The following is a 14,555-nucleotide window of genomic DNA, read 5'->3' as shown; positions in this document are numbered from 1 at the left end:
GCTCAACTGTCAGCGCAAACGAAAGCCGCCAGTTTCCCCGCGAAACTGGCGGCTTTTTAATTTCGATTCTCATATAAGAAAGCTTCCAAAAAGACACTCTCCAAGAAAACAAAAACCGCAACAATTACATTCTTTACCCGTCTATCAAAAACACTAATATGCGCGCCAGAAAATCACCCACCAAGGAAGGCCAACCGTGCGCAGCCATAAAGACCAATACAACTCCGTTGAATTCTTTCGACACGAAATCTCCAACGAAAAAACCATCTCGCTAGACTTCGACTACATCAGCGGAACCATTGAGTCGTGGTGGAGCAAAAACAAAGAAAGGGATATTCATACGCTCAAGATAGAGCTTACGAATATTTTCATGACCTATCTCCATCCTGACCACATCGCCTACTTCGGCAAAGTCGGCATCGCCAAGAGCGGCGTGGCGGCGGTCTGCATCACCAACATATTCACGACCGACTCTCCAGAACTGGCGCTGACCGTCCATGAGGCACTGGCCGATCTGTTCCACCTGACAGACATTAAGTACGAATATGAAGACCACAAGGCGCTGTACCTGAAACCGAGCGCCGAAAAGTACCGCGAATGGGGAAATGGGTACGGTGACATCACTCCGCACTCTGATGACCTTTATGAAAGCCTGAACGTCGACTATCTTGCGCTCACCGTTTGCCGTGACACCACCCATACACCGACCGCTTATTACTACCCTGCTGACTTACTTCAATGCCTTGATGACGAAGACATTGAAACGCTCCTGAGCACGCAAGCGGAATTCATTTCCGGAAAGAATGTCGACGGCTCGAAAAAGCGAATCCGAAACATCGTTGAATACAGCGAAACATATGGCTACCAGTTTTCACTGGATTTCCGCATCGATACCCATTGCGGTGAACGGATGCGAGCAATCAATGGCGGCCAACAAGTTCTGGACAAGATCAGGGCCAATATCTCAACCGCCAAGAGCAATGTCTCCACCGCACAGACTGGCACCTTCCTGATCGTTGCCAATCACAAGATCCTGCACGCGCGCCCCATACTGAACATCAGCGCGGATGAGGTTCGCTCACAGACGGCAAACTCGACATACAGCACGACGCCACGCCTACTGTTTCGCAGCAAAGGGCCCCGCAAGCAGTACTACTCGCTTGAGGATAAATACGCCGCGCTGGAAGCCGCGTGATGAAGGGTGACCAACAGACCGCTCTCTCGCCTTTCGCCAAGGCGCTTGGAGAAGGAGGCCGCGACTCGATCACCTTCGGGGTCGCGTTCATCTTTCTGTACCTGTCGATCGGCATGACGGGTTCGGCCCAAGCACTGACATTGAATCAGACCCTTGCGACGACCTTGTTGATCTTTTCTACGCCACTGCAGTTCCTGCTCATTCAGAACCATAGCGAGGGATGGTTTCTGATACCGATCGTGTTGGCGCTCAATGCTCGCTTCGTCTTGCTTTCAACGACGCTGGCGCCCTACTTCAAGGAAACGCCGACGGGAAAGATCCTAGCTTCGCTCATTCTGTTCACACCCTCGGTCTTCACTGCATGCATAACGCGCTTCAAGCAAAACGCGGAGTTTCCGTTCGCCTATCTCATCGGGGTGGGCACCCCCATCTTCGCTGTTTCGGCAGTCTGCACCTGGATCGGGTTTGTCGCGGGTGCTGGGCTCACTTCGCCGGTCATCGCCGCCGCCATAACAATGCTGCTGCCCCTTCAGTTCACGGCGCTGGCCGGCAAGCACTGGCCGAACCATGGGGAGGTGTCCAGCTATTGGCTCGGTTTCGTCAGCGCTCCACTGCTCGTGTTGCTGCTCAAGGACTACAACCTGTTAATCACACCCTTTCTGATCGGCGGTCTGATCGTGATGATTGAAAATGGCTCGACCCAAGGATTGGCTTCCCGATGACGATTTGGTTGCTGATCGGCTTTGGCGCACTGACGGCGTTTGCATTTCGCGCACTGCCGTTTGCCTTCAAAAATGCACCTGCATTAACCCGTACCCAGGGTTCTTTCTATCGATTCGTCAGTTACAGCGCTCAAGCCATGCTAGGAGTGATCGTCTACGACACGGCGTTTGGAAAGCTAGACGGCCCGAGCCTGTTGCAGCAGTTTCAGGTTCTCGATGCGCTGAAGATACTGCTGTTGGCGGGAACGTTCGTCGTCGTCGCGAAGACCAGGCAGATTCTGCCGAGCTTCCTGGGCAGCCTGGCGATTTACCTGCTCGCGTTTCATTTGAGCAGCTGAAGCGCCCGGCAACCCCTCCAAGTGACCCTCGTGAGCCTGGCAGGCTCACGAACCCTCACCTGTCAGGTACAACGTCTGACATTCAGAGAGCATTTTGCCTCTCTCGCAATGCCCTTGATCCTACCCCCACGCAGGCCTACTCTAGTCCTCGCCCCATCGCATCACCCCTCCCCGCCGAATCCGCTTCGCCGCTACTCCATGACAAGGAGGTTTCCGAATGTTCGATTTCCACCCCCGGCTCAAGCAGCGCTTCGCTGCCCTGCGCACGGGTGCCGAATTCTTTTCCTTGCGCTATGTGCGCGAGTCCGGCCAGTACCTGTCGGTGCGCAAGAACGTCGCCGAGCCGCCGAGCCTGCGCCGCGACGAAGGTGCGATGCTCACCGTGCGGGTCAACGGCGTCGAAGCCTACGCCGCCACCAACGACCTGTCGCAGCAGGGCCTGCAGGCCGCCCTCGACCGCGCCGAACAGCAGGCCCGGCGGCTCAAGCCCCACGCCCTGCTCGACCTGCGCGAGCAGCCGGTGTCCGGCGACCGCGCCGACTACTTCTCGCCCCACCTCGACCAACCCCTCCCGTCCCTGAGCGAATGCTTCGAGCTGCTCGGCGCGGAGTCCGCCTCGGTGCCAAAGGATGAGCGCCTGGTGAACTGGGAAGTGAGCCTGGGCATCACCCATGTCGAGCAGATCTACCTGAGCAGCGCCGGCGCCGAACTGCGCCAGGCCCAGCGCTTCATCTACCCGGGCCTGGACGTCACCGCCTACGACGGCAACGACAGCCAGACCCGCAGCCTGGGCCGGGAGAACTTCGGCCAGCAGGGCGGCATGGACGTGGTGCGCCGCTGCGGCCTGATCGGCGCCGGCCCGCAAGTGGCCGACCAGGCGCTGCAGCTGCTGCTGGCGCCGAACGCCCCGCAAGGGCCGCGCGACCTTCTGCTGATGCCCGACCAGATGATGCTGCAGATCCACGAGTCCATCGGCCACCCGCTGGAGCTGGACCGGATCCTGGGCGACGAACGCAACTACGCCGGCACCAGTTTCGTCACCGCCGCCGACTTCGGCACCCTGCAGTACGGCTCGAAGCTGCTCAACGTGACCTTCGACCCGGACATTCCCGAAGAGCTGGCCAGCTACGGCCACGACGATGACGGCAGCGCCGCCAGCAAGCAGTTCCTGATCCGCGAAGGCCTGCTGGTGCGGCCGCTGGGCGGGGCGCTGTCGCAGTTCCGCGCCGGCCTCGACGGCGTCGCCAACAGCCGCGCCTGCGGCTGGAACCGCCCGCCCATCGACCGCATGGCCAACCTCAACATCGAGCCGGGCGACCAGTCGCTGGCGCAACTGATCAACGGCATCGAGCACGGCATCCTCATGAGCACCAACCGCTCATGGTCGATCGACGATGCCCGCAACAAATTCCAGTTCGGCTGCGAGTGGGGCCAACTGATCGAGAACGGCGAACTCAAGGGCGTGGTGAAGAACCCGAACTACCGGGGCATTTCCGCGCACTTCTGGAAGAGCCTGCGCGCCGTCGGCGACGCCGGCACCACCCGCGTGCTGGGCACGCCCAACTGCGGCAAGGGCGAGCCGAACCAGGTGATCCGCGTCGGCCACGCCTCGCCGGCCTGCGTATTCAGCAACGTTGATGTGTTTGGGGGAGACGCCTGATGAGTATTTCCAGGAACGGAAGCGCCGCCTTCAAGGCGCTGGTCGACTGGCTGCATGACGCCGTGCGCGAACCGGAACAATTCACCCTCAGCTACGCCGCCGAGTCCTCGGCGTTCGTGCGTTTCAACCACGCCAAGGTGCGTCAGGCCGGGCAGGTGCAGCAGGCCAACATCGGGCTGAAACTGATCGACGACGGCCGCCATGCGGACTTGCAGATCACCCTGTCCGGCGAGCCGGAAACCGACCTGCAACGCTTGGCCGAGGGCCTGCAGCAGCTTCGCGAGACCGTGCCGCTGCTGCCGCAGGATCCGTACCTGCTGCTCAACCACAACCGCTGGCAGAGCCAGAGCGTGCAGGAACATCCCCTGCCGGACACCGAAGACGTGGTGGCGCAGATCACCGAAGCCGCCGCCGGCCTGGATCTGGTGGGCTTCTATGCCGCCGGGCCGATCAGCCGCGGTTTCGCCAGCTCCTCGGGGGCGTTCGGCTGGCACCAGGCCAACAGCTTCAATTTCGACTTCAGCCTGTTCCACGACAACGGCCAGGCCGTGAAGGCCAGCTACGCCGGCCACGACTGGAGCCGCGAAGGCTTCGCCCAGCGCTTCGCCCAGGCCCGCGAGCAACTGGAATTTCTCGGCCGGCCGCTGCGCACCCTGGCGCCGGGGCAGTACCGGGCGTACCTGGCGCCGGCGGCGCTGGAGGAAATCATGGGCATGCTCAGCTGGGGTGGATTCTCGGCCCAGTCGATCGCCAGCAAGAGCAGCCCGCTGCAGAAGCTGTATGCCGGCGATCAGGCCTTCAGCCCGCTGGTCTGCGTCGACGAGCAGGTCAGCGGCTCGTTGAGCCCGGCGTTTTCCGGTGAAGGCTATCCGCGCAGCGACCTGCGCCTGATCGTCGAAGGCAAGGCCGGCGACCGTCTGGTGGGCTCGCGCAGCGCCGCCGAATACGGCCTGGCCGCCAACGGCGCCGGCGGCGGCGAAGCGCCGAGCGCGCTGAACATGGCCGCAGGCCAACTGCCCCAGGACGAGATCCTCAAGCAATTGGGCACCGGGCTGTACATCAGCAACCTGTGGTACCTGAACTACTCGGACCAACCGGCGGCGCGCCTGACCGGCATGACCCGCTTCGCGACCTTCTGGGTCGAGGACGGCCGGATCCAGGCGCCGGTCAGCACCATGCGCTTCGACGACAGCGCCTACAGCCTGCTGGGTTCGCAGCTGGAAGCCCTGACCGCCGAACGGGAACTGCTGCTGTCGGCCAGCACGTACAGCCAGCGCAACACGTCTTCGGCGCTGTTGCCGGGGGCGCTGGTCAGCCGGTTGACGCTGACCCTGTAAACACAAGACCTGCGGGAACGGGCTTGGCCGCCAAAGCGGTGGGTCAATCGACAGGGATGTCGGATGAAACGGCCTCTTCGCAGGCCGGCCCGCCCCCGCAGGTTGTCCGGTTACCCGACCATCGCAAGAGGTTCCATGCCCGACCGCACGCCGATTGACGCCATCACCGCCCGCTGGTTGCCGTGGGTCGTGGCCATCGCTTTCTTCATGCAGTCCCTCGACGGGACGATCCTCAACACCGCCCTGCCCGCCATGGCACAGGACCTGGCCGAAGACCCGCTGCGCATGCAGGGCGTGGTCATCGCCTACATGCTCACCGTGGCCCTCTTGATTCCGGCCTCGGGCTGGATCGCCGACCGCTTCGGCACCAAGAAGATCTTCTTCGGCGCCATCCTGCTGTTCAGCCTCGGCTCGTTGCTTTGTGCGCTGTCGGGCAGCCTGAGCATGCTGGTGGGCGCCCGGGTGATCCAGGGCCTGGGCGGCGCGCTGATGCTGCCGGTCGGACGGCTGGTGGTGCTGCGCGCCTACCCGCGCTCCGAACTGGTGCGGATCATGGGCTTCATCACCATCCCCGGCCTGCTCGGCCCGCTGATCGGCCCGACCATGGGCGGCTGGATGGTGGAGTACCTGACGTGGCACTGGATCTTCCTGATCAACCTGCCGGTGGGCGTCATCGGCTGCTACGCGGTGTGGAAGTTCATCCCCGACCTGCGCGGCAGCGAGCGCACGCGCTTCGACAGCATGGGCTTTGTGCTGTTCGGCGCGGCGATGATCCTGATCACCATCGCCATGGAAGGCCTGGGCGAACTGCACCTGCCGCACCTGCGGGTGATGCTGCTGCTGTTCGCCGGGCTGGCGTGCCTGGCGGCCTACTGGCTGCGCGCCGGGCACATCGACAATCCGCTGTTCGCGCCGTCGCTGTTCAAGACCCGCACCTTCGCCGTCGGCATCCTCGGCAACCTGTTCGCCCGCCTGGGCAGCGGCGCCCTGCCGTTCCTGGTGCCCTTGCTGCTGCAGGTGGCGCTGGGCTATTCGCCGTCCCAGGCCGGGATGAGCATGCTGCCGCTGGCCGCTGCGGCGATGGTCGCCAAGTGGGTGGCGCGGCCGCTGATCGAGCGCCTGGGCTACCGCATCGTGCTCACCGGCAACACCTTGGCGCTGGGGATCATGCTGGCGAGCATGGGCCTGGTCAGCGAGCAGACGCCGTACTGGCTGCTGCTGTGCCTGCTGGCGATCCTGGGGGCGATCAATTCGCTGCAGTTCACCGCCATGAACACCGTGACCCTGATCGACCTCGACGACGCCAGCGCCAGCAGCGGCAACAGCCTGCTGTCGGTGGTGGCGCAGCTGTCGCTGAGCCTGGGCGTGGCCTGCGCCGGCGCGCTGCTGGGCGGGTTCACCGCGCAGATCGGCAACGACGGCGTCGACACCGTCCTGGGCGCGTTCCAGCTGACGTTCGTGACGGTGGGCGTGATGGCGATGCTGGCGGCCACGATCTTCTCCCAGCTGTCGAAGGACGACGGGCGGCGCGTGCGCAGCGCGGAGCAGCACATCGAACATTGACCGCTGTTCGTCCAGAACTTTCGAGGAAAGTGGCACGGTGCTGGTACACTGCGCGACATTTTGTTTTGCAGGCCCGTCCCGTGACCACCATCGCCACCGCTTTCAACACTTTGCCGCTGTCCGCCGCCATGCTGGCTAACCTCGACTCCCTCGGTTACGCCCAGATGACGCCGATCCAGGCGCAGAGCTTGCCGGTGATCCTCAAGGGGCTGGACCTGATCGCCCAGGCCAAGACCGGCAGCGGCAAGACCGCCGCGTTCGGCGTCGGCCTGCTGAACCCGATCAACCCGCGCTACTTCGGCTGCCAGGCGCTGGTGATGTGCCCGACCCGCGAGCTGGCCGACCAGGTGGCCAAGGAAATCCGCCGCCTGGCCCGCGCCGAAGACAACATCAAAGTGCTGACCCTGTGCGGCGGCGTGCCCTTCGGCCCGCAGATCGCTTCGCTGGAGCACGGCGCGCACATCATCGTCGGCACGCCGGGGCGCATCCAGCAGCACCTGAGCAAGGGCACCCTGGTGCTCGACGGCCTCAACACCCTGGTGCTGGACGAAGCCGACCGCATGCTCGACATGGGCTTTTACGACGCCATCGAAGACATCCTCGGCCAGACCCCGGCGCGCCGCCAGACGCTGCTGTTCTCCGCCACGTATCCGGCGGGCATCAAGCAGCTGGCGTCGAACTTCATGCGCGATCCGCAGCAGGTGAAGGTCGAGGCCCTGCACGACGACAGCCAGATCGAACAGCGTTTCTACGAGATCGCCCCCGAAGATCGCCTGAGCGCGGTGACCAAGGTGCTCGGCCACTTCCGCCCGGCCTCCTGCGTGGCGTTCTGCTTCACCAAGCAGCAGGTGCAGGAGACCGTCGACCACCTGACCGCCAAGGGCATCTCGGCCGTCGGCCTGCACGGCGACCTGGAGCAGCGCGACCGCGACCAGGTGCTGGCGATGTTCGCCAACCGCAGCACCTCGGTGCTGGTGGCCACCGACGTCGCCGCCCGCGGCCTGGACATCGATGCGCTGGACATGGTGATCAACGTCGAACTGGCCCGCGACTCCGAAGTCCACATCCACCGCGTCGGCCGCACCGGCCGGGCCGGCGAGAAAGGCATCGCGGTCAGCCTGGTGGCGCCGTCGGAAGCGCACCGCGCACGGGCCATCGAAGAGCGCCAGAAGGCCCCGCTGAACTGGGATCAGGTGGACAACCTCAAGTCCCAGGGCGGCGGCCCGCTGCTGCCGGCCATGAGCACCCTGTGCATCGCCGCCGGGCGCAAGGACAAGGTGCGTCCGGGCGACATCCTCGGCGCCCTCACCGGCGACGCGGGCATCCCCGGCGCCCAGGTGGGCAAGATCGCGATCTTCGACTTCCAGGCCTACGTGGCGGTGGAGCGCGGCATCGCCAAACAGGCCCTGGCGCGGCTCAACAGCGGCAAGATCAAGGGCCGTTCGCTGCGGGTGCGAATTTTGTAAGAGCAACACACCTGTAGGAGCGAGCCTGCCCGCTCCTGCAGGGGGTTCCGGTGATTTTGAAATTTGTGTGAGGACACCGTTTTGCGCTCTACCGAAGTCGTGATCATTGGCGCCGGCGCCGCCGGTTTGATGTGTGCCCTGACCGCCGCCGGGCGTGGGCGCCAGGTGCTGCTGCTCGACCACGCGAACAAGGCCGGCAAGAAAATCCTGATGTCGGGCGGCGGGCGCTGCAACTTCACCAACATGTACACCGAGCCCGGCAATTTCCTGTCGCAGAACCCGCATTTCTGCAAATCCGCCCTGGCCCGCTACACCCAGTGGGACTTCATCGGCCTGGTCGCCAAGCACGGCGTGCCGTACCACGAGAAGAAGCTCGGCCAGCTGTTCTGCGACAACAAGTCCAGCGACATCCTCGGCATGCTCCTCGACGAGTGCGACCAAGTGGGCGTCGAACTGCGCCTGGACACCTCGATCCAGACCATCGAGAAGACCGAAGGCGGCTACCTGCTCGACACCACCCTCGGCCAGGTCCAGTGCCAGTCGCTGGTGATCGCCACCGGCGGCCTGTCGATCCCGACCCTGGGCGCCACCGGCTTCGGCTATCAGGTGGCCAGGCAGTTCGGCCACGAACTGCTGCCGACCCGCGCCGGGCTGGTGCCGTTCACCATCACCGACCAGCTCAAGGACCTGTGCGGCGAACTGTCGGGCACCTCGGTCGATTGCCTGGTCAGCTGCAACGGCCAGAGCTTTCGCGAGAACATCCTGTTCACCCACCGCGGCCTCAGCGGCCCGGCGATCCTGCAGATCTCGTCGTTCTGGGAATCCGGCGACACGGTGGAGATCAACCTGCTGCCGGACCACGACGCCGCCGGCTGGCTGCAACAGCAGCAGGCCGAACGCCCGAACAGCGAACTGAAGACCCTGCTCGGGGAAATCTTCACCAAGAAGATGGCCACCCTGCTGGCGGACAACTGGTTCACCTCCAAGCCGATGAAGCAGTACACCCACGCGGAGCTGGCGGACATCGCCGACAAGCTCGGCAGCTGGAAAGTCGTGCCGGCGGGCACCGAGGGCTACCGCACCGCCGAAGTCACGCTGGGCGGCGTCGATACTCGGGAAGTGTCGTCCAAGACCATGGAATCGCTGAAAAGCCCGGGCCTGTACTTCGTCGGCGAAGTGCTCGACGTCACCGGGCACCTGGGCGGCTTCAACTTCCAGTGGGCCTGGGCCTCGGGCTACGCGGCGGCGCAGTACGTCTGATCCGTTTTCAAACATGAAACGCAATTTCTGTGGGAGCTGGCTTGCCAGCGATAAGGCCGGTAGAGCCAACATCGTAGTTGCCTGACAGTCAGCCATCTCTGGCAAGTCGAATCGTCGCACCGCAGCTCCCACAGGTTTCTTTGCCAACCTCGGACATTGAGCTTGGCAAAACCAATGCAAGGAACACTTTTTGCTGTCCGATGTGATCGGCGCCATTGCGTCGGCGTCATTACTGGCTCAATTTAGCGGCATCGCCTCGGAAGGCCTTCGCATTTCATGTCCTCGACCTCGTTTCGTCAGTCTTTGCGGCGCCTGTGGGCGCTGGACAAGTTCAGCTACAGCGTGCGGGTGTTCATCGCCCTGACCGGCAGCATGGCGCTGTGCTGGTTCCAGGATGAAATGGGGCTGCTGATCCCGCTGTTCCTGGGGATCATCGCCAGCGCCCTGGCCGAGACCGACGACAGCTGGCAAGGCCGCCTCAACGCGCTGGCGGTGACGCTGGTCTGCTTCAGCGTCGCCGCGCTGTCGGTGGAGCTGTTGTTCCCCTACCCCGTCGTGTTCGTCATCGCCCTGGCGCTGGCCAGTTTCGGCCTGACCATGCTCGGCGCCTTGGGCGAGCGCTACGGGGCGATCGCCTCGGCGACGTTGATCCTGTCGGTGTACACGATGATCGGCGTCGACCAGCGCGGCGGCGCGGTCAGCGATTTCTGGCACGAACCGATGCTGCTGGTGGCCGGCGCCGCGTGGTACGGGCTGCTGTCGGTGCTGTGGCAGGCGTTGTTCTCCAACCAGCCGGTGCAGCAGAGCCTGGCGCGGCTGTTCCGCGAGCTGGGCTACTACCTCAAGCTCAAGGCCTCGCTGTTCGAGCCGATCCGCCAACTGGACGTCGAGGCCCGGCGCCTGGAGCTGGCGCAGCAGAACGGCCGGGTGGTGGCGGCGCTCAACACCGCCAAGGAAATCATCCTGCACCGGGTCGGCAACGGTCGCCCAGGCTCCAAGGTCAGCCGCTACCTGAAGCTGTACTTCCTGGCCCAGGACATCCACGAGCGCGCCAGTTCCTCGCACTATCCGTACAACGCCCTGGCCGACGCGTTCTTCCACAGCGACGTGCTGTTCCGCTGCCAGCGCCTGCTGCGCCAGCAAGGCAAGGCCTGCCGGGCGCTGGCCGAATCGATCCAGATGCGCCAGCCGTTCATCTACGACGCCAGCTTCGCCGAAGCGTTGGGCGACCTGCACGCCTCCCTCGAACACCTGCGCATCCAGAGCAACCCGGCCTGGCGCGGCCTGCTGCGTTCGCTGCGGGCGCTGGCGGCCAACCTCGGCACCCTCGACCGCCTGCTCAGCGACGCCAGCAACCCCGACGCCCTGGCCGACGCCACCGACAGCAGCCTGCTCGACCGTTCGCCGCGCAACCTCAAGGACGTGTGGACGCGCCTGCGCACGCAACTGACGCCGACCTCGCTGCTGTTCCGCCACGCCCTGCGCCTGCCGCTGGCCTTGAGCATCGGCTACGGCATGGTGCACCTGATCCACCCTTCGCAGGGCTACTGGATCATCCTCACCACGCTGTTCGTCTGCCAGCCGAACTACGGCGCCACCCGGCGCAAGCTCGGCCAGCGGATCCTCGGCACCGCCATCGGCCTGACCGTGGCCTGGGCGCTGTTCGACCTGTTCCCCAGCCCGCTGGTGCAGTCGTGCTTCGCCATCGCCGCCGGCGTGGTGTTCTTCACCAACCGCACCACGCGCTACACCGTGGCGACCGCGGCGATCACCATCATGGTGCTGTTCTGCTTCAACCAGGTGGGCGACGGCTACGGCCTGTTCGTCCCGCGCCTGCTCGACACCCTGCTGGGCAGCCTGATCGCGGGCCTGGCGGTGTTCCTGTTCCTGCCGGACTGGCAGGGCCGGCGCCTGAACAAGGTGCTGGCCAACACCCTGACCTGCAACAGCATCTACCTGCGCCAGATCATGCAGCAGTACGCCGCCGGCAAGAGCGACGACCTCGCCTACCGGCTGGCCCGGCGCAACGCGCACAACGCCGACGCGGCGCTGTCCACCACCCTGGCGAACATGCTCATGGAGCCTGGGCATTTCCGTAAGGAGGCCGACGTCGGGTTCCGCTTCCTGGTGCTGTCGCACACCCTGCTCAGTTATCTCTCGGGCCTGGGCGCGCACCGGGAAACCCGCTTGCCGGAGGACGTACGCGAGCACCTGATCGACGGCGCCGGCGTCAGCCTGGCCGCCAGCATCGACGACATCGCCCAGGGCCTGGCGAGCAAGCAGCCGATCGCGATCCAGAGCGACGAGGAAGAAGCGCTGGCCAACGCGCTGGAGCAGATGCCGGACGAGATCGATGAGGGGCAGCGGCTGGTGCAGACGCAACTGGCGTTGATCTGCCGTCAGTTGGGCCCGTTGCGAACCCTGGCGGCGCATTTGATCAAGGACACCGGCGAGGCCTGAGTCCTGCGGCGCCTTTCATGGCGTCATCGCCAGCAGGCTGGCTCCCACCTTTGAAGACTGGAATACAGTCCACTGTGGGAGCCTGCCTGCTGGGCGATGAGGCCATCAACCGCACAGCGGATTCCGGATCAGGGCTCACATGCCATGCTGCCTGAGCAACTTGTCGTAGCTGCCGTCAGCCTTCATCGCCGCGATCTCCCGGTCGAACCCGGCCACGATCTGCTCGTGCTGCGGGTTCTTCAGGCTCACCAGGATGTGCAGGCTGTTCTCGCTCAGGGGCTTGGGCAGGAATTCCACGGCGTTGCGCACCTTCGGCGCTTCGCGGGCCAGGTAGTAGCGCGCGACGTACTCGTCCTCCAGCGTCAGCTTGACCCGGTCCGCCGCCAGCATGCGCACGGCCATGGCGAAGTTGTGCACCGGCACCTTCTGCAACGCGGTGTCGGCGTCGAACGGCGCCGAATAGGCGTAACCGCGCACCACCGCGATCGGGTAGGTGTGCAGTTCCTCCAGACTGCTGTATTCCAGTGGCATGTCCTTGCGCTTGAGGAACCGCACGCGGTTGAGCAGGTACTCGCCGGAGAACTGCCCAAGCTTGGTCCGCTCGTCGTTGTACCAGGCGTTGACCAGCACGTCGTAGCGGCCCTCGCCGACGCCGAGCAAGGCCCGCGCCCACGGCACCTGTTCATAGCTGCTGGCATACCCGGCCCGGGACAGGGCCGTGCTGACGATGTCCGTGGCCAGCCCGCCGTTGGCCAGCGTTTCGTCGGTGAACGGCGGCCAGACATCGAACACCAGGCGCAGCTTGTCCGCGGCAGCGCTTTGGCCCAGCAACAGCAATCCGATCAAAGCAAAGGCTCGATGCAATCGCGGCATGCTTGAAAATCCTTAGCGGGCGGGCTGCCCGGCGTGTTTTCAGTCAAAACCCCAAGGCCTGTGGACGCGCATCCCAGGCCCTAACATTAGCTCATTGCAGCCAGTGCACAGCGCTTACCAGCAGATTACACAAAGAACTCGGAACCGCGAGGACGGAATGATGGCATTTTGGTCTTTGTCACAGATTTATGCGCCATGCAGACAGATTCCGGCCCGGCGCTTAGTATCGGGCGACGCCAATCAAGGAACCGGACAATGACAATCGAGTGGGTCTGCAAACATCACAGCGATCTGGGCAAGGAGCAGCTGTACGCCATCCTGAAGCTACGCTCGCAAGTGTTCGTGGTCGAACAGCGCTGCGCCTACCTGGACCCCGACGGCCAGGACCTGGAAGGCGACACCTGCCACCTGATGGGCTGGGAAGGCGACGAGCTGGTGGCCTACCTGCGCCTGCTGGATCCGCAGTCCCAGGGCGGCGACGTGGTGATCGGCCGCGTGCTCACCGCGCCGTCAGGGCGCGGCAAAGGCCTGGGCCACACCCTGATGGAACAGGCGCTGAAGCAGGCCGAAAAGCACTGGCCGCAGGTGCCGGTCTACCTGTCGGCCCAGGCACACCTGCAAGGGTATTACGGGCGTTACGGGTTCGCCGTGGCAGGCGAGGAATACCTCGAAGACGACATTCCGCACATCGGCATGCGCCGGGCCTGAGGGCCTCATCGTCGGATCGCCGCAGGATCAAGACCGTTGCTCCCACACTGTTGCGCCTGGCACAGAACCTGTGGGAGCCAGCCTGCTGGCGATGGGGCCGGCCCGCTCACCGCAGCACTCAGGGATACTCCAGCACCGCCTTGATCTGCCGCAGGTTGCGCTCGATCCACCCTCGGTCGATCGCCCCCCACTCGCGGATCCGGTAGCGCCCGGCATGGTTGCGCGCACCCTCTTCCTGCTCGAACTCGCAGACGATGTCCAGGTCCGCCAGCGCCGCGATGGTGTCCTGCGCCGTGCGCCGGGGCATGCCGGTGGCGTCGGTCAGCGCCGGCACGCTGCTGGCCAGGCCGCTGTCGATCAGGTACGCCACGTACAGACGGCGGTAGAAACTGCTCTTGGTCTTGCTCACGTCCATCCACACACTCCTTGTCGCGTCAGTTGATCGCTACTGCAGATCCCGCCAGGTCAGGTACACCCGCAGGTCGAACTCGATCTGGTGATAGCCCGGCAACATGTGCTCGCACAGCTTGTAGAACGCCTTGTTGTGGTCCGACTCTTTGAAATGCGCCAGTTCGTGCACCACGATCATCTTCAGGAATTGCGGCGCGGCCTCCTTGAACAGCGAGGCGATGCGGATTTCCTTCTTGGCCTTGAGCTTGCCGCCCTGCACCCGCGACACCGTGGTGTGCAGGCCAAGGGCGCGGTGGGTCAGGTCGAGGCGGTTGTCGAACAGCACCTTGTCGATGGCCGGGGCGTTGCGCAGGTATTCCTGCTTCAGCTCCAGCGCGTAGCCGTACAGGGCCTTGTCGCTCTGCACGTCGTGACGGTCGGGGTAGCGTTGGTCGAGGTAGTCGCCGAGGCGACCGTCGGCGATCAGCTGGCGCACCTGATCCTGCAGTTGCACGGGATAGGCCTGGAGGTATTTCAACGCAGTCATGGGGCTGGCGGTACGGGCTCATGGAAAGGCCGCCAG

At 64.3% G+C, this 14,555-nt stretch carries 13 protein-coding genes; 10 read left to right on the top strand and 3 right to left on the bottom strand.

The window, feature by feature from the left end:
• Positions 1–196: 196 nt before the first annotated feature.
• From CAG41_RS02885 to yccS, 9 genes are all read left to right on the top strand, one after another.
• A complete protein-coding gene (locus CAG41_RS02885; protein WP_085706687.1) occupies positions 197–1,195 on the top strand; it encodes a hypothetical protein in 999 nt (332 codons plus the stop codon).
• Positions 1,195–1,917 carry an AzlC family ABC transporter permease gene (locus tag CAG41_RS02880; RefSeq protein WP_085706686.1) on the top strand — a complete coding sequence of 241 codons (723 nt, stop codon included), beginning with the start codon at positions 1,195–1,197 and terminating at the stop codon, positions 1,915–1,917. Before CAG41_RS02885 ends, CAG41_RS02880 begins: the two co-directional genes overlap by 1 nt.
• Positions 1,914–2,255, top strand: a complete 342-nt coding sequence (locus CAG41_RS02875) for an AzlD domain-containing protein (RefSeq protein ID WP_085580702.1) — start codon at positions 1,914–1,916, stop codon at positions 2,253–2,255. The genes CAG41_RS02880 and CAG41_RS02875 overlap by 4 nt, the downstream gene beginning before the upstream one ends.
• A 217-nt stretch (positions 2,256–2,472) precedes the next feature.
• Complete coding sequence (locus CAG41_RS02870) at positions 2,473–3,915, top strand: TldD/PmbA family protein (RefSeq protein ID WP_085580704.1); 1,443 nt, start codon at positions 2,473–2,475, stop codon at positions 3,913–3,915.
• On the top strand, positions 3,915–5,252 hold the full coding sequence (locus CAG41_RS02865; protein ID WP_085630016.1) for a TldD/PmbA family protein: 1,338 nt from the start codon (positions 3,915–3,917) through the stop codon (positions 5,250–5,252). The genes CAG41_RS02870 and CAG41_RS02865 overlap by 1 nt, the downstream gene beginning before the upstream one ends.
• 135 nt (positions 5,253–5,387) lie before the next feature.
• On the top strand, positions 5,388–6,815 hold the full coding sequence (mdtD, locus tag CAG41_RS02860) for a multidrug transporter subunit MdtD (protein ID WP_085580708.1): 1,428 nt from the start codon (positions 5,388–5,390) through the stop codon (positions 6,813–6,815).
• A gap of 80 nt (positions 6,816–6,895) precedes the next feature.
• A complete protein-coding gene (gene dbpA / locus CAG41_RS02855; RefSeq protein WP_085630434.1) occupies positions 6,896–8,281 on the top strand; it encodes an ATP-dependent RNA helicase DbpA in 1,386 nt (461 codons plus the stop codon).
• An 81-nt stretch (positions 8,282–8,362) separates the two neighbouring features.
• On the top strand, positions 8,363–9,541 hold the full coding sequence (locus CAG41_RS02850) for an NAD(P)/FAD-dependent oxidoreductase (protein ID WP_085706685.1): 1,179 nt from the start codon (positions 8,363–8,365) through the stop codon (positions 9,539–9,541).
• 276 nt (positions 9,542–9,817) lie between these two features.
• A complete protein-coding gene (gene yccS / locus CAG41_RS02845) occupies positions 9,818–12,001 on the top strand; it encodes a YccS family putative transporter (RefSeq protein WP_085580712.1) in 2,184 nt (727 codons plus the stop codon).
• A 135-nt stretch (positions 12,002–12,136) separates the two neighbouring features.
• Here yccS and CAG41_RS02840 read toward each other — a convergent pair whose 3' ends face one another.
• The gene (locus CAG41_RS02840; RefSeq protein WP_085580714.1) at positions 12,137–12,874 is read right to left on the bottom strand and encodes an ABC transporter substrate-binding protein; all 738 of its coding nucleotides are present in this window, start codon (positions 12,872–12,874) and stop codon (positions 12,137–12,139) included.
• A gap of 255 nt (positions 12,875–13,129) precedes the next feature.
• On the opposite strand from CAG41_RS02840, the gene CAG41_RS02835 reads away from it, so the two are divergent.
• Positions 13,130–13,582, top strand: a complete 453-nt coding sequence (locus CAG41_RS02835) for a GNAT family N-acetyltransferase (protein ID WP_085580716.1) — start codon at positions 13,130–13,132, stop codon at positions 13,580–13,582.
• Between the two features lie 118 nt (positions 13,583–13,700).
• Here the strand turns inward: CAG41_RS02835 and CAG41_RS02830 are convergent, their stop codons facing one another.
• Together CAG41_RS02830 and CAG41_RS02825 are read right to left on the bottom strand one after the other, a co-directional pair.
• Positions 13,701–13,997, bottom strand: coding sequence for a helix-turn-helix domain-containing protein (locus tag CAG41_RS02830; RefSeq protein WP_085580718.1), 297 nt, complete (start codon positions 13,995–13,997; stop codon positions 13,701–13,703).
• Between the two features lie 30 nt (positions 13,998–14,027).
• Positions 14,028–14,519 (bottom strand): M48 family metallopeptidase, encoded by a 492-nt coding sequence (locus tag CAG41_RS02825; RefSeq protein ID WP_085580721.1) that lies wholly within the window; start codon positions 14,517–14,519, stop codon positions 14,028–14,030.
• Between the last annotated feature and the right edge of the window lie 36 nt (positions 14,520–14,555).

The organism is Pseudomonas sp. B35(2017) (genome assembly GCF_002113645.1).
Taxonomy (GTDB): domain Bacteria; phylum Pseudomonadota; class Gammaproteobacteria; order Pseudomonadales; family Pseudomonadaceae; genus Aquipseudomonas; species Aquipseudomonas ekonensis.
Note: the sequence above shows the minus strand (reverse complement) of the source record. Positions and strands in the feature narration are given on the sequence as shown.